Origin of the sequence: Brachybacterium sp. GU-2 (assembly GCF_030866705.2) — a bacterium.
Classification (GTDB): Bacteria; Actinomycetota; Actinomycetes; order Actinomycetales; family Dermabacteraceae; genus Brachybacterium; species Brachybacterium conglomeratum.
Genome location: NZ_CP133037.2, coordinates 2345023 through 2365589, shown reverse-complemented (window position 1 = coordinate 2365589; position 20567 = coordinate 2345023). Strand labels below are relative to the sequence as shown.

The window sequence follows — 20567 nt, the reverse complement described above, 5'->3', positions numbered from 1 at the left end:
GGTCGCGGCGCCCCGCGGGCGCGCCGGGCACGATGCGCGTCGGCACCTCGCGGTGCCCCCTCAGCGCGCGCAGGAGCCATTCGCCGTCGCCACGGCCCTCGTGCGCGAGGAGCCAGTCGTGCCAGGCGGAGGAGTCGGCCAGCACGAGAGCCTTCTCGGGGCGCTCACGGTCATGGCGGCCCCCTTCCCTCACCGCTGGTTCTGTTTTCAACTAGTTGATAGGGTGCGGCCATGCGTGCCTTCGGATTCCTCAGCTTCGGCCACTACGGCGGCAACCCCGCCCAGGGCGGGATCACCGCCCGCCAGATGCTCCACGACGCGATCGACATCTCGGTCGGCGCCGACGAGCTCGGCGTGAACGGCGCCTACTTCCGCGTCCACCACTACGCCCGCCAGTCCGCCGCACCGATGCCGCTGCTGTCGGCGGTCGCCGCGCGCACGCAGCGGATCGAGGTGGGAACGGGCGTGATCGACATGCGCTACGAGAACCCGCTCTACCTCGCCGAGGAGGCCGCGGCCCTCGACCACATCGCCGACGGGCGGGTGGCGCTCGGCATCTCCCGCGGCGCGCCCGAGGCGGCGGACCGCGGCTGGGAGTCCTTCGGCTACACCGGCTCGACCGACCCGCGCGGCGCGGACATCGCCGCGGCGAAGTTCGAGACCTTCCTGCAGGCCATCCAGGGCCACCCGATGACCCGTGCGGCGGCGCAGCCCTACATGTCCGATGCCGCCCCGCACGCCCCGCTCGCGATCGAGCCGCAGTCCGAGGAGCTCATCCGCCACATCTGGTGGGGCTCCGGCTCCCGAGCGACCGCCGAGCGCACCGGGCAGCAGGGCCTGAACATGATGAGCTCGACCCTGCTCACCGAGGCGAACGGCTCGGCCTTCGGCGACCTCCAGGCCGAGCAGATCGACGTCTTCCGCGAGGCGTTCCGCGAGGCCGGGCACACCCACGTCCCGCGCGTCTCCGTCTCCCGCAGCGTCTTCCCGATCCTCTCGGACCGCGACCGGGTGCTGTTCGGCTCCGGCGGCGGCAGCGGCGGCGACCAGATCGGGATCATCGACGGGACCCGCTCCACCTTCGGCCGCACCTACGTGGGCGAGCCCGACCGGCTGATCGAGGAGCTGAAGGCCGACGCCGCCGTGATGTCCGCCGACACCCTGCTGCTGACGATCCCGAGCCAGGCCGGGGTCGACCTGAACCTCGAGATCCTCGAGAACTTCGCGACGCACGTCGCGCCGGCGCTCGGCTGGAAGCCGAACACCGAGGGCCCCGTCGTCGGCGACCCCGTCACCGCCTGAGGCGACGGTCCGGCGACCGAGCAGACTCGGCGCGGACGGGCGGACCCGGCGGACGAGCGGCCCCGGCGGACGGGCGGCCCCGGCGGACGAGCGGCCGCGGCGGACGAGCGGCCCCGGCGGACGGGCGGCCCCGGCGGACGAGCGGCCGGGCGGCCCCAGCACGTACCGGCGCTATACGGCACGCAATGGCGATATCGCCACGACGTGCCGTATAACGCCCGCGCAGACCATCCTGCGACGACGAGCCCGAGGCGGCACGGCACCGCGTAGCCTGCGGGGATGCTCCGCATCGCCTCGGCCAACGTCAACGGGATCCGCGCCGCCCATCGTCGGGGCTTCGGCGACTGGCTCGCCGCGCGCGGCTGCGACGTGGTCGCGCTGCAGGAGGTGCGGGCACAGGCGTCGAAGCTGCCCGAGGGGGCCTTCGGCGACTTCCACGTCGCCCTGGAGACCGGGACGCTGCCGGGTCGGAACGGGGTCGCGGTGCTGACCCGTCGGCCGCCCGCGGCGGTGCGCACCTGGTCCGGGGCGGCGCTGCTCGGCGCGCCCGACGAGGCGCTCACCCCGATCCCCGCCGAGGACCGGGTGCCGCTCGCCCGCGGACTCTCGCGCTTCGTCGCCGAGGGTCGCTACCTCGAGGTGGACCTCGCGGACACTCCGGTCACGATCGCCTGCCTCTACCTGCCCAAGGGCGGGCTGCCCGCGCACCTGCAGCGGCCCGAGCGGATGCGGGAGGCGCCCGACGGCGGTGCGAAGTACGCGCGGAAGATGCAGTTCATGGACGGCTTCGCCCGCTACCTGACCCGCACGCGCCGTGCCGCCGCGGCCGCGGGGCGAGAGTTCCTGCTGATGGGCGACCTGAACATCGCCCACACCCGGCAGGACCTCGCCGCCTGGCGCCGCAACCAGCAGACCGACGGATTCCTGCCCGAGGAGCGGGAGTGGCTCGGACAGCAGCTCTCCCCGCGCACGCTCGTGGACGTGGTGCGCCGCCTGCACCCCGACGAGGACGGCCCCTACTCGTGGTGGTCCTGGCTCGGGCAGTCCTTCGCGAACGACGCCGGCTGGCGGATCGACTACCACCTGGCCACGCCGCGCCTGGCGCGTTCGGCGGTGCGCGCGGCCGTGGACCGGGAGCACGAGGGCACGCGCCTGTCGGACCACTCCCCCGTCGTCGTCGACTACGAGCTGGGCTGACCCTGCACCCGGTCAGGACGGAAACGCACGCCGCCGCCCGCAGGCCGTCCGTCGGCCGACGGGCCGGGCCCCGCGGGCCCGCCACGAGACCCGGTGGTCCGTCTCCGCGCCCCTTCCGCTGAAGTTCCCGTCGAGTAAGCTGGGCGCCGTGAGCGTCGGTGGGGCGCTCGCCCCACAGACCAGCACGGAGGACCGTGATGCCGCAGCATGCCGCCGCCCCGGCCGCGCCTGCTGCACCCGTCTCCCCGTCCTCCACCCTGACCGGCACCGAGGCCGCGCGCCGCCTGCTGCATCCGGAGTCCGAGGCCCCTGCGCTGACGCTGTGGGGCTCCTCCTCGATGAGCTCCGAGGGCGGCGACGAGGCGACCGCCGTGCCGGTGCGCATCCACGAGCACCTCGCGCTCGCGGCGGCCCCCGCTCCCGTGCATCCCTTCGGCGTGGGCGCGACCCGGTCCTGGCACACCCTGCTCCAGCGCGGCTTGGACACCCCGACGCTGATCGGCCGGGGCGATCCCGAGCCGGACACCTCCCGCCTCGAGGTCACGCTCGACTCCGACCTCGTCCCGTCCGGCCCGATCCGGGTGCCGGGCCGGGTGGACGGGGTCGACGGGATCCTCGACGGCAGCTCGGGGACCTGGTACTTCACCCCCACGGACCCGGCGGAGCCGGTCACCGGCGGCGTGTTCGTCTCCTCGCTCGCCGAGATCGCGGAGGGATCGCGGCAGGTGCTGTGGATGGGGAAGAACAACATCCGCGACGTCGAGGGGGTGCTCGAGCACACCGCCCGGATGGCCGAGGCCGCCGCGCCCGGTGACACGCTCGTCCTCGGCCACTGGTGCACGGAGCACGACGAGGCCGGCTCGGCGACGGGAGCGGCGGTCGCGGAGGTCAACGCCGGGCTCGCGGAAGCTCATCGCGATCACTTCCTGGACGTGCAGCAGCTGCTGACCGGGGAGGAGGGCCTGGCCAGCTCCCCGCTCGCGCCGCTGCAGCTGCTCGAGCAGGGCACCACCCACGACGCCCTCGCCCGAGCCGTGGTGCCGCCGCTGCTGATCGCCTCCGACGGCATCCACCTCAACGGCTGGGGGAACCTGGTGCTGAGCTGGGCGATCGTGCGACGGATGCAGGAGCTGCGGTGGCTCTGAGACGACCTGCGGCGCCTCGCGTGCGCCCCGACCGGCCCGGTGCCCCCACCCCGGCCGCCGCCCGCGCCGTGCTCGTGACCCCCACGGCACCCGCACCGGCGCCGGTCGAGGCCCCGACGACCGTGCAGCCGCCCTCCCCCGCCGCCGCACCGGCCCTGCCGGAGGTGCAGCCAGGCGCCTTCCCGGCCGCGCCGCGGACCGTCGCGCGAGCGCCGGAGCCGCGCCCCGTCGGCCCCGCCCCTGCCAGGTCCGTGCCGCCGCGCCGCACCCTGCTGCTCGCGGGCGCCGCGGCCGCCGCCGTGGTCGGCGCGATCTCCGCGGGGGTCGCGCTCCCGCGGGTGCTCGGCCCTGCCACCAGCCCGTTCTCCGATGTGGCCGACGGCGATGCCGGGCTCGAGGCGATGGTCTGGGCGGAGGAGACCGGCGTGCTGCCCGCGGCCGGCGGCGCCTTCTCGCCGGAGGCGGTCGTGACCCGGGGCGAGGTCGCCGCGGCCCTGCACCGCTTCGCGGGCACCCCGGCGGTGCCGCTCGAGGACGTGCCGGTGCTCATCGTCGACCTCGGCGAGGACCCGGCGCAGGCCTCCGCGCTGCTGTGGCTGCACGGCCGCGGTGCGCTCTGGGGCGATGCCGAGCTGAAGGTCCATCCCGAGGATCCCGCGAGCCGGGAGGGCGCCTCGGGGATGCTCGCCGCGCTGCTGCGTCCCGCGCTCGCGGGGATCGGCGCGGTCTGGCCCTCCGGCGGGGCCGACGGGTCCGGCGCGGCCGAGGGGAAGGACATCCCTGGGGGAATCTCGCCGGACGCGGCCTGGCTGACCAGCGCCGGGATGGCTCCCGACGGGTCGACGCACTGGCAGGGCGAGCAGGCGGTGACCCGCGCCGAGCTCGCGGCCGTGCTGCACCGCGCGGACGGCGTCATCGCCGGCGCGCTCGGCTGAGCGACCCACCCGCGCCGAGCGCTCCCGCCCGGCGACGTCGGCCCCGAGGCATAAGGTGGAAACCATGCCGACGACGCCTGCTCATGCCGCTTATCTCCGCCACCCCGACGTCCGGGGCGAGCTGATCACCTTCACCGCCGCGAACGACGTATGGCTCGCCCCGCTCGAGGGAGGCCGCGCCTGGCGCCTCACCGACGAGGGTGCGCCCGTCTCGTACCCGCGCTTCTCCCCCGACGGCGCCAGCATCGCCTTCACCTCCCGCGCCTCGGGCGGGCCGGAGGTGTGGGTCGCGGATGTCGCCGGCGAGTCCGCACCGCGGCGCCTGACCTTCTGGGGCCGCCCCGCCACGAAGGTCGTCGGCTGGCTGCCCGACGGCCGCATCGTCGCGACCACCAGCTATGCCGCGCCGGTCGCACGCGATGCCCAGCTGTGGGCCGTCGACCTCGAGGGCACCACCACGCTGCTGCCGCTGGGCCGCAGCGGCGAGGTCGCGATCCATCCGTCGGGCACCACCGTCGTCGCGACGCCCTGGCGCCGCGACCAGGCCTCCTGGAAGCACTACCAGGGAGGCACGGCCGTGAAGCTGTGGCTCTCGCGCGAGGACGTGCCGCTGGACGCACCCACCGAGGCGCATGCGGCCCGCACCTGGGAGCCGCTGCTCGACGAGATCCTCGCCTCGAAGCTGCGGATCGCCTGGTACGGGGACCGGCTGCTGTTCGCCTCCGACACCCCCGGCCCCGGCGCGGCGCTCACCGATCGCGCCTCGGCGAACCTGTGGTCGGTCGCCGCCGACGGCACGGACCTGCGCTCCCACACCTCCCTCACCTCCGAGGAGGGCTACCTGCGCGAACCCGCGACCGACGGAAGCGCGATCGTGTTCAGCTCCCGCGGGCGCCTGTTCGCGATGGACTCCCTCGAGGCCGCGCCGCGGGAGATCGAGGTGCTCGCCTCCGGCGTCGGCGCCGCCCGACTGCCGCGCCCCGCCTCGGCGAGCGAGAACCTGCTGGCCATGCGGCCGCTCCACGACGCGCGCGCGAGCGTCGTCGAGTGGCGCGGCTCCGCGCACGCCCTCACCCATCGCGGCGGTCCGGCGCGGCTGCTCGTCGGGGCCTGCGGGCTGCGGCTGCGCGAGGTGCGGCCGCTCGGCCGCTCGCCCTTCGCCCTGTTCGTCTCCGATGCGGAGGCCCTCTCCGATCGTGAGCTGGGCGGCGTCGGCTCCGACGTGCTGGCGCTGGCACGGCTGGACGGCGGCGGCGAGGAGATCCGCCTGGCCGTGGGCGAGGTGGGCCGGATCCTGCACGCCATCCCCTCGCCCGACGGCTCCCGCATCGCGATCGTCAGCCACGACAACGTGGTGCGCCTGGTGACCCTGCGCGGCCTCGAGGACCCGGCCAAGGAGACGCACGGGAAGGGCGCGCACACCGCGCCGGGCGTCGACGCCGGCTGGGAGGCCGACGCCGACCGCTCCGTCGCGGCGCCGCGCCTGGACCACGTGCGCGAGATCGGCCGCAGCAGCGGCGGCGAGGTCAGCGACCTGGCATGGTCGCCGGACGGCCGCTGGCTGGTGTGGGCCGAGCCGAACTCCTGGCAGCTCTCGCGCCTGATGATCTCGGACACCGAGGCCCAGGAACCGACGGGCCGCGCCCTCACCTCCGGGAAGTTCCAGGACTCCGCCCCCGCGTTCAGCGCCGACGGCAAGCACCTGGCGCTGCTGAGCCTGCGCACCTTCGAGACGGTCTACGACGACATGGTCTTCGACCTCGGGTTCGTCAACGCCGAGCGGCCCTTCCTGCTGCCGCTCGAGCGCACCACCCCCGACCCCTTCGGCCCGCACCCCGACGGCTGGGGCCCCGCCCCGGAGAAGCCTGCGGCCGACGGCGCCTCCGGCTCCGCGGACGCCGGCACCGGCCGCGGCACGGCGGGCGGCGAAGGATCGGGGGCCCCGTCGGGCGCGGCCGCCGGAACCTCGGCGAGCGCCGCCGCGACCGCCGCGGCCGAGGCCTCCTCCCGCCCCGCGACCTCGCACTCCGCCGCCGGGGCGGAGGACGCGCACCGCGCGCCGGCCACCCGCATCGACCTCGAGCAGGTCGAGTCGCGCCTGGTGCCCTTCCCCGTCGTCTCCGGCTATTACTCGCATCTCACCGCCGTGACCGGCGGCTTCGTCTGGCTCCGCCACCCCCAGCAGGGGGTGCTGGGCTCGGCCCGCGCCGGTGTCGAGGGCGAGGCCCCCTCGCCGACCCTCGAGCACTGGTCGCTCGTGGACCGCAAGCTCACTGTCCTCGCCGAGGACGTCACCGACCTGTCCGTCTCCGGGGACGGCGAGACCCTGGTGATCCGGCAGGGCGAGCACTGGGTGCAGGTCCCCGCGACTCGCAAGGCCGAGGACGAGGACCCCGCCCGGATCGTCATCGACACGGGGCGCCTGCGCCTGACCGTAGACCCGGTCAAGGAGCGGCGCGGCATGCTCTGGGACAACTACCGGATCATGGCCCAGCAGTACTGGCGCGCGGACATGGACGGCATGGACTGGCACGCGATGACCTCCTGGTACGACCCGGTCATCGAGCGCCTGGTCACCGAGGACGACTTCCAGGACATGATGTGGGAGGTCCAGGGCGAGCTCGGCACCTCGCACGCCTACGTGCAGGGCGGGGTGTACAAGGCCGATCCGCCGATGCTGCCGGCCCATCTCGGCGCGGACATCGAGCGCCGGGACGGGCGCTGGGTGATCACCCGGATCCTGCCGGGCGACTCCTCCGACCCGGACGCCCGCTCCCCGCTGCTCACGCCGGGCGTCGATGCGCGCGTGGGCGATGCGGTGCTGCGCGTGGACGGCCGGGACGTCGGCCCCGAGGGGATCGAGGCGGCGCTCGTCGGCTCCGCCGGGAAGGCGACCGAGCTGGTCCTCGGGCGCGACGGCGCCGAGCACCGGGTGGCGGTCACGCCGCTCGGCGACGACTCGGAGCTGCGCTACCAGGCGTGGGTCGAGTCGCGCCGCGCCCTGGTCGCCGAGCTCTCCGGCGGCCGGCTCGGCTATCTGCACATCCCCGACATGGTCTCCTCCGGCTGGGCGCAGATGCACCGCGACCTGCGCGAGGCGACGACGAAGGAGGGCCTGGTCGTGGACGTGCGCTACAACAGCGGCGGCCACACCTCGCAGCTGGTCACCGACCGGATCGCGCGTCGGGTGCTGTCCTGGGACTACCCGCGCCACGAGCGGCCGGGCACCTACCCCGCCTTCGCACCGCGCGGCGCGGTGGTGCTGGTGACGAACCAGGAGGCCGGCTCCGACGGTGACATCGTGAACGCCGTCTCCCGCGCCCTGGAGGTCGGGCCGATCATCGGCACCCGCACCTGGGGCGGTGTGATCGGGATCGACGGCCGCTACGACCTGGTCGACGGCACCGGCGTCACCCAGCCGAAGTACGCGAGCTGGTTCGAGGGCGAGGACTGGGCGATCGAGAACTACGGCGTCGAGCCCGACATCGAGGTGCCGCTGCCACCGAACGCGTGGGTGGCGGGCGACGACCCGCAGCTCGCCCGCGGCGTCACCGAGGCGCTCGCGCTGCTGGAGAAGGCCCCGGCCGCGGTCGCGCCGCCCCTGCCCGCCCCGCGCTTCGGGACGCCGAGGGGCTGAGCCTCCCGGCGGTCGCTCCGCGGCGTCTCGCCCGGCCGCGCGCCTCCGCGGCCGGGCGGTGTGCGGCCGGGGCGAGGTCAGGGCGCGTCCGGGTCAGGGCCAGGGACTTCGGCCCTGGCCGCGCATGCCGGACGGTCGTACCCTCGGAGGTACCGACGGCGGGCGCGACCGATGGGGGCATCCCGTCGACGGTCGCACCGCGCCCCCGGAACGGAGACCCCGATGCGCGCCGACGACGACAGCTCCACTCCCCCGCTCTTCGATCCCGAGTCCCGACCGGTCGGGGTGCTCGTCGGCTACGACGGCTCCGACCAGGCGATCCAGGCCCTCCACTACGCCGCGACGATGGCGCTGGGGATCGGCTGCCGCCTCACGGTGGTCTCCGCGTTCACGGTGCCCGTGATGGTCTACCCGAACCTGGCCTCGCTGCCGCCGGTGCGCGAGGACGAGGCCCGTGCGGCCGCGTCCCGACAGGTCGCCGCGGGCGCCCTCCCGCACCTGGAGGGCTATCCGGGCGAGGTCGAGCTCGAGTCCGTCCAGGGCGACGCGGCCGGCGTGCTCGTCGAGCTCTCCGCGCTCGCCCGCCTCGCCGTCGTCGGCTCCCGCGGCCGGGGCGGCTTCCTGGGGCGCCTGCTGGGCTCGGTCTCCGAGGCACTGCCCGCCCACGCGCACTGCCCGACGGTCGTGGTCCCCTCGAACTACGAGGTGCCCGAGACCACCGGTCGCGAGCGCTTCACCGAGGTGCCGGGCACGGAGCCCGTGGTGGTGGGGCTGGACGGCAGCGAGGACAGCACGCTGACCACCCTCGCGCAGCGGGCGGCGGCGGCTGCCGGGGCGCCGCTGCATCTGCTGCAGGCGGTCCCGCCGCTGGACACCTGGTCCGCCTCCGCGCTCGCCACGGTGCCCGACCAGCAGTTCCTGGACCGGCAGCTCGAGGAGCTCCTGGCCCTGCTCGAGGGGGAGGCCCGGGCGCTGCGCGACCGGAACCCCGAGGTGGCGGTCACCGCCTCGGTCGAGGTCGGCGATCCCGTCGCTCTGCTCGTGGAGCGCTCGCGCGACGCGCGGCTGACGGTGGTGGGGACCCGTGGACGGGGCCGCACGATCAGCGCCCTGCTCGGCTCGGTCTCCCGCGGCCTCCTGGAGCGGGCGCAGGGCCCGGTGATGGTGGTGCCGGACCTGGACATCTCGCGTATCGGCCGCGACCGTCGGCGCCCCCGCTGAGCCGGGGTCAGTGGCCTCCGCCGGTGTAGAGCTCGGGCTCGGGCAGGCCATGCTCCCGGCGCACGCGGCGCGACAGCCCTTCGAGGGCCGTGAGCGCGGCCAGGACGTCGTCGGCCGTCACCGGGAAGGGCATCGAGTGGATCGTCTCGCCCTCCACCGTCGCGGCCTCGGCGACCGCGCGGAGCTCCTTCCGGTCCTCGGGGGTCAGCCCGATCTCGGTGAGGGTGTTCGGCAGGCCCACCTTCGTCGTGAACACGATGAAGTCCTCGATCTCCTGAGCGGGGGCACCCTCGAGGACGAGCTGGGCGAGGGAGCCGATGTTGACCTTCTGGCCATGGGTGAGCCCGTGCGTCTGCGGGGCGGCAGTCAGCCCGTTGTGGATCGCGTGCGCGGCGGCGAGGCCCCCGGACTCGAAGCCCAGCCCGGACAGCAGCGTGTTCGCCTCGACCACGGCCTCCAGGGCCGGGGTCACCACGCGCGCGGCGACCGCGTCGAGCGCCGGCAGCGCGTTCTCCCACAGGATGTCCCAGCTCAGCTCCGCCAGCGCGGTGCCGGCAAGGGTGGGGCGACCGCCGGCCATCGCCGTGCCGGTGCCGCGGCGGGTGGCGCGCGCCTCGAGCCAGGTGGCCAGCGCGTCGCCGATCCCGGCGGCGAGGAAGCGCACCGGCGCCTCGGCAACCACCTGGGTGTCGATGAGGACGAGGTCCGGGTTGCGGGGGAAGAAGCGGTACTCGTGGAACTCGCCCTCGGCCGTGTAGATCACCGCGAGCGCGGAGGTCGGCGCATCGGAGGAGGCCGCCGTGGGCACGCTCGCCCAGCGGATCCCGGCGAGGTGCCCGGCCGCCTTCGCGGCGTCGATGCTCGATCCGCCGCCGAAGCCCACGACCACGTCATGGCCGCCGGCGGCGATCGCGGCGACCAGCGCGTCGACAGCATCCGTCGTCGCGAAGCGCTCGAAGCCGACGCGCTCGAGGGGCAGACCCGCCGCGGCGAAGGAGGCACCGACCTGCTCGGAGAAGAGCCCCCAGACGATGTCGTCGGCGACGAGCAGCGGGCTGCTCCCGAGGGCGGCGAGATGGGTGCCCAGCGCGTCGAGCGCCCCCTTCCCCTGGACATAGCGGCTCGGGCTGGCGAGGACGGGGAGCTCGGACATGGCGTAGCGCTCCTTCGGACCGGCGGGCGGGCTCGCGACCACGAGTCCGCCCTGCATTGTCGTCCCGTCCCGGGTGCGCGGCAACGAGGGTTCTGATCGGTCGAGACGTCCGGCCGTCCCGCTCCGCCGACGGCGGACCCGGCGACGCCCGACCGCGGCGCTCGCCCCCGCCGCGGGACCTCGGCCCCGCGCGGGCCGGTCCGGCCGTGACTACGATCGACGGACCGGCGGAGGAGACCCACGGGGGCGGCTCCGTCGGCCCAGGGAGCCCCCGACCCAGGAGGTCGAGATGCCCGACGACGTCACCGCCCAGCCCGCCCGGACCAGCCCCGCCGGCACCTCCGCACCGACCGGTCGCGCCCCGGCACCCAGTGTCTCCCACGCTCCTGGCACCTCGCCGGACGGGGAGCGGCCGCTCGGCGTGCTGATCGGCTACGACGGCTCCGGGCAGGCCGTCCAGGCGCTGCACTACGCCGCCCGCGCCGCGCTGCGCCAGGACCTGCCGCTCACCGTGGTCACCGCCTACACCGTGCCGACCATGGCCTACGCCGAGGCGGCCCTCACCCCGGTCGTCCCGGCCGAGGTCGCGCGGCTGAACGCCGCCAACGAGCTGCTCGAGGAGGCGCGGGAGCACCTGCGCGACTACAGCGGAGCCGTCGACCTGCGCGCCGAGTGGGGCGATGCCGCAGGCGTGCTCGTGAAGCTGTCGGCCCAGGCCGCTGTGGCCGTCGTCGGAGCGCGCGGACGCGGCGGCTTCATGGGCCGGCTGCTCGGCTCGGTCTCCGCGGCGCTCCCCGCCCATGCGCACTGCCCCACGGTCGTGGTGCATCGCGGCTACGAGCTCGGCGAGGGTGCGCACCGCTTCGAGCCGCTCGAGGAGGACGCCCCCGTGACCGTGGGCACCGACGGCTCCGCCCGGGCCGAGGCGGCGCTGGACGCGGCCGCGCAGGCGGCGCTGTCCCGCGGCACCTCGCTGCGCGTGCTGATGGTGCTCCCGTCCCTGGAGGACTGGGGCGGCTCCTATGCGGCCTGGCGCCCGGACCCCGACGTGGTCCGGACCCATCGCTCACGGGCCGCGGCCCGGCTCGAACGAGGCCTGGAGCAGCGTCGCCGGAAGCAGCCAGAGCTGACGATCACCAGCGAGGTCCTGTTCGGCGACCCCGTACGGCTGCTGCTCGCGGAGTCGGTCGATGCGCAGCTCACCGTGGTCGGCACCCGCGGGCACGGGCGCGTGATGAGCACTCTGCTCGGCTCGGTCTCCCGCGGCCTGCTCCAGCACGCCGAGGGGCCGGTGATGGTGGTGCCGTCCCACGCCACGTAGTGCGCGCGGGCCCCGGCCGGTCGCGCCGACGAGGGGCATCTCGCGCCGCGCCGCGCGGCCCGACGGGGCAGAATGGGGACATGTCCGCCTCCCGCTCGCCGCTGCGCCTCGTGCGCGGAGGCACCGCCGCCTCGATCGCGACCGCCGTCGCGCTCGGCGGCCACCTCGCGGGCGGCGGGGCGATGCCGGCCTGGCTCGGGATCCTCGTGCCCTGGTGGCTCGCGGTCGCCGTGTGCACGCTGCTGGCGGGCACGCAGTTCTCCCTGGCCCGCATGGGCGTCGCGGTGCTGGCCAGCCAGGCGCTGTTCCACGGACTGTTCAGCGCGGGTACGCCCGGTGACCCCGGGCGGGCCCTCGTGGACCCGCCGGGCTCCCATCTGGGCCACGGCGCGGGCCACGCAGGGCACGGCAACGGGGGCGTCGCCGGGCACGGCGCCCTGGGCAGCGGTGGCGAGGGCGTCGCGTCGGTCGCCGACCATGCCCTGCACGGCAGCCATTCCGACCTGCGGATGCTCCTGCTGCACGTGCTCGCCGCGACGGTGACCGCGGTGCTGCTGCAGCACGGCGAGTCGGTGCTGATGCGCTGCGCGCGCCTGGCGCTGAGCGTCCTCGCGGTGCTCGCGCATCCGCCGCTTCTCCTGCTGATCACGCTGCTGGTGCCCGAGCGGCCGGCCCGGCCCCTGCCCGCGGCGCCCCATCTCCTGCACGCCCAGCGTGCCGTCCTCACCCCGCAGCTGCGCCGGGGCCCTCCGGAGGTCCTCGCGGCCTGAGCAGGGACGACGCGCCCGCTCAGACCCTCCCCGATCGACCATCACCCGTCCGGCATCCCTGCCGCACGGGTCCGCGCCGACCGCTGCCCGCGCGCCCCTGCGCCGCGGACCGTCGGCCCTTCGAGAGGACCTTCGATGTCTCAGCGTTCCACGACCCAGCGTTCCTTCCTGCCCTCTGCCGCCCGCCCCACCCGCCGGGCCGCCCTGGCCGCAGCCCTGCTCCTGCCGCTCGCCGCCTGCGGCTCCGACCCCTCCGACGGCTCCGAGACGGGTGGCGCCGCCTCGGACGGCGGCGGCATGAGCGCCGAGGGGCTCACCCTCGTCGACCCGTGGGTGAAGGCCGCCGAGGAGGGCATGACCTCCGCCTTCGGCACCCTCACCAATGCGACCGGCCGCGATCTGCAGCTGATCGCGGCGAGCACCCCGTCGGCGGGGACGGTCGAGCTGCACGAGACCATGGGCGACGGCTCCGGCGGCATGAGCATGCAGGAGAAGGAGGGCGGCTTCCCCGTCCCCGACGGCGGCGAGCTCGTGCTCGAGCCCGGCGGGGACCACCTCATGCTCATGGACCTCGCCGCCCCGCTGCGGCCCGGCGACGAGGTGGAGCTGACGCTGCAGTGCGAGGACGGCACCGAGCTGGTCGTCACCGCCACGGTGAAGGACTTCGCCGGCGCGCAGGAGCACTACGAGCCCGAGGGCTCGGCCGGCTCCGGTGCCTCCGACGACGGCGGCGAGCACGACGCCGACGGACACGGCGACCACGGCGGCCACAGCGCCGACGAGCCCGCGGAGGGCTCCGAGGCCGAGGACGGCGCCGAGTGACCGCCCCCGACGACCGCACCCCCGCCCGCCCCGGCCGTCGCCACCTGCTGCGGGCCGGCACCCTCGGTGCCGGAGCGCTCGGCATCGGCGCCGCGGGGGTCGGGCTCGGCCGCTCCCTCGGCGACCCCGCCGCCCCTGCTGACTCCGCGGAGGAGGCTTCGACCCACCAGGCGCCCTACGGCGCCCCGACCGTCCCCTTCCACGGCGCGCACCAGGCCGGGATCGAGACGCCCGCCCCGGCGTCGGCCAAGCTCCTGGCCCTGGACCTGCGTGAGGACGTGGACCGCGACGGGGTGCTGCGGATGCTGCGCCTGCTCACCGACGACGCCGCCCGCCTCACCCAGGGCGAGCCCGCGCTCGCGGACACCGAGCCGGAGCTCGCGACCGAGCCCGCCTCCCTCACGGTCACCGTCGGCTTCGGCCCGGGGCTGATGTCCCGGGCCGAGCGCCCGGCGCCGGACTGGCTCGCGCCCCTGCCCGCCTTCGGCATCGACGAGCTCGAGGAGCAGTGGTCGGGCGGGGACCTGCTGCTGCAGGTCGCGGCCGACGATCCGCTGACGGTCTCCCACGCCGCACGGATGCTGCTGAAGGACGCCCGCGCCTTCACGACCCTCCGGTGGGGGCAGACGGGATTCCGCCGCTCCCCCGGCGTCGTGAGACCCGGCAGGCCCCTGCGGAACCTCTTCGGCCAGCTCGACGGCACCGCGAACCCCGCCCCCGGCAGCGAGCACTTCGCGAAGGTGGTCTGGATCGAGGACGGCCCCTTCGCGGGCGGCACCTCGATGGTGGTGCGTCGGATCCGTATGGACCTCGACGGCTGGGACGAGGCCGACCGCGGCGCGCGGGACGCCGCGACCGGCACCCGGCAGGACGACGGCGCGCCGCTGTCGGGCGGGGACGAGAGCACCCCGCCGGACTTCGAGAAGGTCTCCGCGAACGGCTTCCCGGTGATCGGGGAGTTCTCGCACATGCGTCGGGCCCGCGGGGTCGACGACGGCGAGCACCAGGAGATCTACCGCCGGCCGTACAACTACGAGCACGCGCCGGCGCCAGGCTCGGGGCTGCTGTCCGAGGCGGGGGAGGTGTTCGTGTCCTTCCAGGCCGATCCGCTCGCGCAGTTCCTGCCGATCCAGCGCCGCCTGGACGAGCTGGACCTGCTGAACCAGTGGACGACACCGATCGGCTCGGCCGTGTTCGCGATCCCGCCCGGCTGCGCCGAGGGCGAGTTCCTGGGGCAGTCCGTGCTGGAGTAGCCGAGCCGCCGCCGGCCCGTCCGGCCGCGACCGAGCGCCGTCAGCACAGAAGGGACTCCAGCGGCACGGTGCGGAGCTGAGCTCCTCACCGTGCCGCTGGAGTCCCCTTCTGCCGGGCCCTCCGCGACGAACCGACGAGGAGGGCGGCGAGTGCGGGAGATCGACAGCCGGCAGGTGGCAACCCGTGGCGAGCCCGTCGGCCTTGCGCGAGGGCCTCGTATGCTGGCCGGAACCCCCTGCGCCCCGGCACGACCGCCCGGACCGTCGTGCTCGCACGCGCAGGCCCCGACGACCGCAGGAGATCATCCATGCCCCGCTTCAACATCCCGGCCGAGGACGCCCAGGGACCCCTGGTCGTCGGGATCGACATCGGCTCGGGCGGCACCCGCGCCGCCGTGTACGACGTCTCGGGCCGCGAGGTCGGCAAGCTCCAGCACAAGGAGATCCATGCCTTCACGGTCGACGACGACGGCACCAGCACGATCGACGCCGACCAGATCGTCGCGGAGATCCGCACCGCCCTCTCCGCCGTGCTCGGCCATGGCGAGCTGCCCGGCGACGTGCGCGCGATCGGCTTCGACACCTTCGCCTCCTCGCTGATCGCGGTCGACACGAGCGGCAACGCGCTGACCCCGTGCATCACCTACGCAGATACCCGCTGCCACGCCCAGGTGGGCGAGCTCGCCTCCCGGATCGACGTCGAGGACCTGCACGAGCGCACCGGCGCCCGCCTCCACTCCTCCTACACCGCGCCGCGGCTGCTGTGGCTGCGCAAGGAGCACCCCGAGGTCTTCGCCCGCACGGAGCGGTTCATGGCGCTCGGCGAGTACGTGGCCTTCAAGCTGCTGGGCACGCCCGCGCTCGGCACCGCCTCCGCCGCCTGGTCCGGCATGATCGACAGGCGCACCGGGCAGTACGTGCCCGAGCTGCTCGACGCCGTGGGCGTGGACGAGGCCGCGATGGGCCCCGCGATCGACCCCGACGACGCCCTGCCCGTCGCCGGCACCCCGCTGGCCTCCGAGTTCCCGCAGCTGGCAGAGGCCGTGTGGCTGCCCGTGATCGGCGACGGCCTCGCCGCGAACCTCGGCATCGGCGCGCTCGGGACCGGCACCTGGGGCATCTCCACCGCCACCTCCGGTGCGATCCGCCAGCTCCTGGACACCGACATCCCCGCCCTCCCCTCGGGGCTGTGGGCGTACCGCGTGGACCAGCGCCGCACCCTCGTCGGCTCCGCCATGAGTGACTGCGGGCGCGTGCTGGACTGGTGCCGCAACGAGCTCGCGATGCCCTTCGACATCGACGCGACCGACACCGCGACCCTGTTCTCCGGCCCGCCCTCCCAGGGCACGCCGCTGGTGGTCCCCTTCTTCTCCGGCGAGCGCGGCACCAAGTGGCGCGGCAGCTCCCGGGCGATGTTCACGAACGTCGGCGCCTCCACGACCTGGAAGGACATGCTGCTCGGCGCGATGGAGGGCGTGGCTGTGTCGTTCCTGCGCATCGCCGACCAGATGCGCGAGGCCGGCGGCGAGCCCGAGCGGATCGTGCTCTCGGGCGGGATGACCGGCGCGATCCCCGGCTGGCTGCACCTGCTCTCCGACGCGCTCGCCATGCCGATCGACCACGTCGCCGTCTCCCGCTCGACAATGCGCGGCGCGGCCGTGATGGCCCTCGAGCAGGCCGCACCCGAGATCCCTGTCGCGGAGGCGCCGGTGCTCGCCCGGGTCGAGCCGGTGCTCGCCCACCAGGACTATTACCGCGAACGCCTCGAGCGCTTCGAGAAGCTCGCCGACCTGGCCTGAGGCGAGGCGGCTCGCTCCCACGAGCACCGCATGCGCTGCCCGCGGTGCATGGTCTGCAGATGGCGCATGGTGTGCCTCTGTGCCTATATAGGCACCGGGCCTCAGGGCCGGGGCAGGCGCTGCTCCTCGGCGACGACGGCAGCGACCAGCGGGTCGCCGGCGGCCACGTCGAGCAGGGCGAGCAAGGCGGTGACCCGCTCGGAAGCCTCTCCGAGCCCGGCCGCCTCGGCGATCTCGGAGCTCTTCGGGTCCTGCACCTCGTGGCCGCCCTGCACGCGGTCGGTGACCCAGGCGGTCCAGGCGGCGACGGCCGAGACCTCACCGGGGGCCTTGTCCGGGCCGCCGAGATCGGCGATCACGGGCAGCGCGCGCACCGGCAGCTTCGCGGTGCCGTCGGCGGCGATGCGGATCAGGTTGTCCGCGAGACGCGGGTTGCGGAAGCGCTCCTCGAGGGCGGCGGTGTAGGCGTCGAGCTCGTCGGCCGGCAGCGGCAGCGTCTCCCGCGCCTCGCTCCAAAGCTGTTCGACCAGGGCCCGCACCTCGCGGTGGCCGATCGCCTCGTCCACGCGCTCCACACCGGCGACCTGGCCGGCGTAGGCCATCAGGGTGTGGGCGCCGTTGAGCAGGCGCAGCTTGCGGCGCTCGTGCACCTCGATGTCGTCGCTGAACTGCACCCCGGCCTTCTCCCACTCGGGGCGACGGCCGCGGAAGCGGTCCTCGATGACCCACTCGGTGAAGGGCTCGGTGACCACCGAGACGGCGTCGGCGAAGCCGGTCTGCTCGCGCACCGTGTCCGCGGCGCCCTCGTCGGCCGACGGGGTGATGCGGTCGACCATGGAGGAGATGACGTCGACGTGGTCCTCGAACCAGGCGGCGGTCTCCTCGTCGAGCTCGGCGCGGACGGCCTTCCCGAGCACCTCGCCGTTGCCGGTGAGGTTGTCGCAGGAGACCAGCGCGATCGGCTCGTCGACGCCGGCCTCGCGGCGGGCCTTCAGCCCCAGCGCGATGCGGGCGGGGGCGGAGGTGGCCAGATCCGACCCGGCGGCGTAGCCCTTCTCGGTGATGGTCAGGGTGACCACGGCGGTGAAGGGGTCGGCGAGCAGCTGGACCAGCGCGTCGACGTCGGCGACGGGGTGGACCTCGTCGATCACGTCCAGGACGCTGACCTCGTCGGCCTCAGGGCCGCGCACGATCAGGCCGTACTTCCCGCCCTGGGCGTTCAGCGCGTCGGCCATCGCGGCGGAGCGGCCGGTGAAGGCGACCACGGACCAGCCGCCGGCCACGGCGGTGGCGGGCAGGGTATGGGCGCGGGCGAAGTTGCCGATCCCGAGGTGGACCAGGCGGCCGACGTCGGAGGGGGCGGGGGCGTTCATCGGGGCGGTTCCTCTCACGCGGACTCGCCGAGGCGGAATACCTCGCGAGGCTGCTGGGTGGGCAGGGTGGCGACGAGCGCCTCGGCGTCCTCGAGACGCATCCGGTGCTCGGCGACCAGGCCGGCCAGGTGGCTCGCGTCGATGCGGCGCGACATGTCGTGGCGCGCCGGGATCGAGCAGAAGGCGCGGGTGTCGTCGATGAATCCACTGGTGCGCGTATAGCCGAGCGTCTCGGAGACGGCGCGGCGGAAGCGCAGGATCGCATCGGGCGAGTCGATGAACCACCACGGCGCGCCTGCGTAGACCGAGGGGTACACGCCGGCCAGCGGCGCGATCTCGCGGGAGAACACGGTCTCGTCGATCGTGAACAGCACGGTGCGGAAGCCCTCCGCGTGGCCCACGTCGTTGAGCATGGGGCGGAGGTGGTGGACGAAGTCGACGGCGACGGGGATGTCGAAGCCGACGTCCGCCCCGAACTGCTCGAACATCGCATCGGAGTGGTTGCGGGAGACGGCCGGGTGGAGAGTCATCACGAGCCCGTCCTCGGCGGCCAGACCGGCCTGATCGGCGAGCAGGTGGCGGCGCAGCGCCACGGCCTCGTCGGCCCCGATCGTGCCCTCGAGCGCGGCGGAGTAGAGGCGGCGAGCGTCCTCGAGCGCGAGCCGCTCGGTGCCGGGGTCGATGTGGGCGTGGTCGGAGGAGACGGCGCCGTGGTCGCGGAAGTAGAGGCGGCGGGTGCGCATCGCCTCGAGGTGACCGTCGTAGGTGCCGGTGTCGACGCCGGCGGACTCGCCGAGGGCGGCGACCAGCTCGGGGAAGTCGGCGCGGGCGGGCTCGAGGTACTTGTCGGGCCGGAAGGTGGGGATCACGCGGCCGGTGAAGGAGGCGTCGGCGGCGAGCGCGTCGTGCGGCGAGAGGTCATCGACCGGGTCGTCCGTGGTCGCCATGACCTCGATCCTGAACTGGTCGAACAGGGCGCGGGGACGGAACTCGGGGCGGGTGAGCCTGTCCGCGATCTCGTCGTACATCGCGTCGGCCGTGCGCGGGTTCAGCACGGTCTCCAGGCCGAAGACCTCGGAGAACTCGTGCTCCATCCAGTAGCGCGAGGGGGTGCCGGCGTAGGCGTGCCAGTGCTCGGCCAGCAGGTGCCAGGCCGTGCGGGAGGCCTTCTCGTCCAGGGGCCCCTGTCCCACGCCCAGGTCGGCGAGGTCCACGCCGCGCGCGTGCATCAGGCGGTTGACGTAGTGGTCCGGGGTGATGAACAGCGAGGTCGGATCGCGGAAGGGCTCGTCGTCGAGCAGAAGGCGAGGATCGACGTGCCCGTGGGGCGAGACGATCGGCTGGTCCTTCTCGAGCTCGTAGAGGCTGCGCGCGATCTCGCGGACGGCCGGGTCCGCGGGCAGGAGGCGGTCGGGGTGCGGGACGAAGGCGTCGTTGCTCATGCGGCCATCCTCGCAACCTTTCGCCGGAGCGTCGGACGGTTGTCACGGGTTGCCGGGGAAAGCGCCCTCCATCAGGTTGATCGGCTCCCCGGCGAGTGGCCGGGGACCGCGACGGGCGCGCCGCCTCAGGGGGTCTCGCGCGGTCCCGTGCTGCCGCGGGGCACGAGCCGCACGGGCAGCGAGCCCTCGACCGGGGTGCGGTGGGCGGAAGGGTTCTCGATGCGGCGGATGAGGCGCTCGACGGCGGCACGGCCCTGCGCGCGCTTGGGGCTGACGACGGTGGTGAGCCCGCCGCCGACGAGCCGGGAGAGCTGGATGTCATCGTGCCCCATCACCGACAGCTCCTCGGGTACGCGGATGCCGGCGCGCAGGGCGGAGACCAGGAAGCCGAAGGCCACCAGGTCGTTGTAGCAGATCACCGCGTGGGGCAGGGAGTCGCGCATCTCCTCGAAGGCCTGCTCGCCGCCCGCGATGGTGGGGGCGAAGGGGCCGTGGCGCTGGATCTGCATCCCGTGCCGGCGGGCGGCGACGCGGACGGCTCGCCAGCGCTCCCCGTCCGACCACGAGTTCACGGGCCCGGCCACGTAGGTGACGGTGCGCAGGCCGTTCTCGGCCAGGTGGGCGATCGCCTGGCCCATGCCGTCCTCGAACTCGGGGGTGACGGAATCCAGGCCTGCCACGCGCCGGTTCATCACGACGACGGGGATGCGCTTCGAGAGGTGGTTGAGCATCGCGTCGGACTGCCGGGTGCCCGAGAGCACGATCCCGTCGACGACGTCGACGGCGCTCTCGAGGCTCGCGCGCTCGCGCGCCTCGTCCTCGACGGCGTCCAGCAGGAGCAGCAGGAAGCCCTGCTCCTGGGCGGCCTCCTGCATGCCGGAGACGAGCTCGGCGAAGTAGGGGTTGGTGAGGTCCGGGACCTCGATGCCGAGGCGCTGGTGTCGGTGGCCGCGCTCCTGCGAGGGCGGGGCGGAGGTGCGGTAGTCCAGGACCTTCGCAGCCGCCATCACCTTGGCATGGGTCGCGGCGCTGACCCGGCCGGGGCGGGAGAAGGCGCGCGAGACGGTGGAGGGGGCGACACCTGCCTCCTTGGCGACGTCGTAGATCGTCACGCGCGCGTCCGCCACTCGGCCGGCTCCGTCCCGCACCCACCGGGCGCTGTCCTCGCGGGCGCTGCCACCCGCTGTCATCGGCAGA

Annotated in this window: 15 protein-coding genes; 11 read left to right on the top strand and 4 right to left on the bottom strand. The window is 74.7% G+C overall.

Features of this window, described 5'->3' with window-relative positions:
- Positions 1 to 231: 231 nt before the first annotated feature.
- From RBL05_RS10790 to RBL05_RS10765, 6 genes are all read left to right on the top strand, one after another.
- On the top strand, positions 232 to 1302 hold the full coding sequence (locus RBL05_RS10790; RefSeq protein ID WP_308739486.1) for an LLM class flavin-dependent oxidoreductase: 1071 nt from the start codon (positions 232 to 234) through the stop codon (positions 1300 to 1302).
- Between the two features lie 279 nt (positions 1303 to 1581).
- Positions 1582 to 2499: an exodeoxyribonuclease III gene (locus RBL05_RS10785; RefSeq protein WP_308739487.1), complete on the top strand. Its 918-nt coding sequence runs from the start codon at positions 1582 to 1584 to the stop codon at positions 2497 to 2499.
- Between the two features lie 197 nt (positions 2500 to 2696).
- The gene (locus RBL05_RS10780; RefSeq protein ID WP_318603640.1) at positions 2697 to 3644 is read left to right on the top strand and encodes a hypothetical protein; all 948 of its coding nucleotides are present in this window, start codon (positions 2697 to 2699) and stop codon (positions 3642 to 3644) included.
- The gene (locus tag RBL05_RS10775) at positions 3635 to 4579 is read left to right on the top strand and encodes an S-layer homology domain-containing protein (RefSeq protein WP_308739489.1); all 945 of its coding nucleotides are present in this window, start codon (positions 3635 to 3637) and stop codon (positions 4577 to 4579) included. Before RBL05_RS10780 ends, RBL05_RS10775 begins: the two co-directional genes overlap by 10 nt.
- Before the next feature lie 64 nt (positions 4580 to 4643).
- Positions 4644 to 8216, top strand: a complete 3573-nt coding sequence (locus tag RBL05_RS10770; RefSeq protein WP_308739490.1) for a S41 family peptidase — start codon at positions 4644 to 4646, stop codon at positions 8214 to 8216.
- Positions 8217 to 8438: 222 nt separating this feature from the next.
- Complete coding sequence (locus RBL05_RS10765; RefSeq protein ID WP_318603639.1) at positions 8439 to 9437, top strand: universal stress protein; 999 nt, start codon at positions 8439 to 8441, stop codon at positions 9435 to 9437.
- Between the two features lie 7 nt (positions 9438 to 9444).
- On the opposite strand, the gene RBL05_RS10760 is transcribed toward RBL05_RS10765, so the two are convergent.
- Entirely contained in the window at positions 9445 to 10590 is a 1146-nt protein-coding gene (locus RBL05_RS10760) for a glycerol dehydrogenase (protein ID WP_308739492.1), read from the bottom strand.
- A gap of 289 nt (positions 10591 to 10879) precedes the next feature.
- Here RBL05_RS10760 and RBL05_RS10755 point away from each other — a divergent pair, with 289 nt between their 5' ends.
- From RBL05_RS10755 to RBL05_RS10735, 5 genes are all read left to right on the top strand, one after another.
- Entirely contained in the window at positions 10880 to 11911 is a 1032-nt protein-coding gene (locus RBL05_RS10755) for a universal stress protein (RefSeq protein WP_308739493.1), read from the top strand.
- 80 nt (positions 11912 to 11991) lie between these two features.
- Positions 11992 to 12681, top strand: a complete 690-nt coding sequence (locus tag RBL05_RS10750; RefSeq protein ID WP_308739494.1) for a hypothetical protein — start codon at positions 11992 to 11994, stop codon at positions 12679 to 12681.
- A 135-nt stretch (positions 12682 to 12816) separates the two neighbouring features.
- On the top strand, positions 12817 to 13503 hold the full coding sequence (locus RBL05_RS10745; protein ID WP_308739495.1) for a copper chaperone PCu(A)C: 687 nt from the start codon (positions 12817 to 12819) through the stop codon (positions 13501 to 13503).
- Complete coding sequence (locus tag RBL05_RS10740; protein WP_308739496.1) at positions 13500 to 14756, top strand: Dyp-type peroxidase; 1257 nt, start codon at positions 13500 to 13502, stop codon at positions 14754 to 14756. Before RBL05_RS10745 ends, RBL05_RS10740 begins: the two co-directional genes overlap by 4 nt.
- 308 nt (positions 14757 to 15064) lie before the next feature.
- Positions 15065 to 16555 carry a gluconokinase gene (locus RBL05_RS10735; protein ID WP_308739497.1) on the top strand — a complete coding sequence of 497 codons (1491 nt, stop codon included), beginning with the start codon at positions 15065 to 15067 and terminating at the stop codon, positions 16553 to 16555.
- 101 nt (positions 16556 to 16656) lie between these two features.
- On the opposite strand, the gene RBL05_RS10730 is transcribed toward RBL05_RS10735, so the two are convergent.
- The 3 genes from RBL05_RS10730 to RBL05_RS10720 all read right to left on the bottom strand — a co-directional run bounded on the left by RBL05_RS10730 (position 16657) and on the right by RBL05_RS10720 (position 20482).
- A complete protein-coding gene (locus RBL05_RS10730) occupies positions 16657 to 17928 on the bottom strand; it encodes a mannitol dehydrogenase family protein (RefSeq protein ID WP_308739498.1) in 1272 nt (423 codons plus the stop codon).
- Between the two features lie 14 nt (positions 17929 to 17942).
- Entirely contained in the window at positions 17943 to 19370 is a 1428-nt protein-coding gene (gene uxaC, locus RBL05_RS10725) for a glucuronate isomerase (RefSeq protein ID WP_308739499.1), read from the bottom strand.
- 125 nt (positions 19371 to 19495) lie between these two features.
- The gene (locus RBL05_RS10720; protein WP_308739500.1) at positions 19496 to 20482 is read right to left on the bottom strand and encodes a LacI family DNA-binding transcriptional regulator; all 987 of its coding nucleotides are present in this window, start codon (positions 20480 to 20482) and stop codon (positions 19496 to 19498) included.
- Positions 20483 to 20567 lie beyond the last annotated feature (85 nt).

Coding starts and splice junctions, on each gene's coding strand:
- RBL05_RS10790 (WP_308739486.1), top strand. CDS start 232: ATGCGTGCCTTCGGATTCCTCAGCTTCGGCCACTACGGCGGCAACCCC.
- RBL05_RS10785 (WP_308739487.1), top strand. CDS start 1,582: ATGCTCCGCATCGCCTCGGCCAACGTCAACGGGATCCGCGCCGCCCAT.
- RBL05_RS10780 (WP_318603640.1), top strand. CDS start 2,697: ATGCCGCAGCATGCCGCCGCCCCGGCCGCGCCTGCTGCACCCGTCTCC.
- RBL05_RS10770 (WP_308739490.1), top strand. CDS start 4,644: ATGCCGACGACGCCTGCTCATGCCGCTTATCTCCGCCACCCCGACGTC.
- RBL05_RS10765 (WP_318603639.1), top strand. CDS start 8,439: ATGCGCGCCGACGACGACAGCTCCACTCCCCCGCTCTTCGATCCCGAG.
- RBL05_RS10760 (WP_308739492.1), bottom strand. CDS start 10,590: ATGTCCGAGCTCCCCGTCCTCGCCAGCCCGAGCCGCTATGTCCAGGGG.
- RBL05_RS10755 (WP_308739493.1), top strand. CDS start 10,880: ATGCCCGACGACGTCACCGCCCAGCCCGCCCGGACCAGCCCCGCCGGC.
- RBL05_RS10750 (WP_308739494.1), top strand. CDS start 11,992: ATGTCCGCCTCCCGCTCGCCGCTGCGCCTCGTGCGCGGAGGCACCGCC.
- RBL05_RS10745 (WP_308739495.1), top strand. CDS start 12,817: ATGTCTCAGCGTTCCACGACCCAGCGTTCCTTCCTGCCCTCTGCCGCC.
- RBL05_RS10735 (WP_308739497.1), top strand. CDS start 15,065: ATGCCCCGCTTCAACATCCCGGCCGAGGACGCCCAGGGACCCCTGGTC.
- RBL05_RS10730 (WP_308739498.1), bottom strand. CDS start 17,928: ATGAACGCCCCCGCCCCCTCCGACGTCGGCCGCCTGGTCCACCTCGGG.
- uxaC (WP_308739499.1), bottom strand. CDS start 19,370: ATGAGCAACGACGCCTTCGTCCCGCACCCCGACCGCCTCCTGCCCGCG.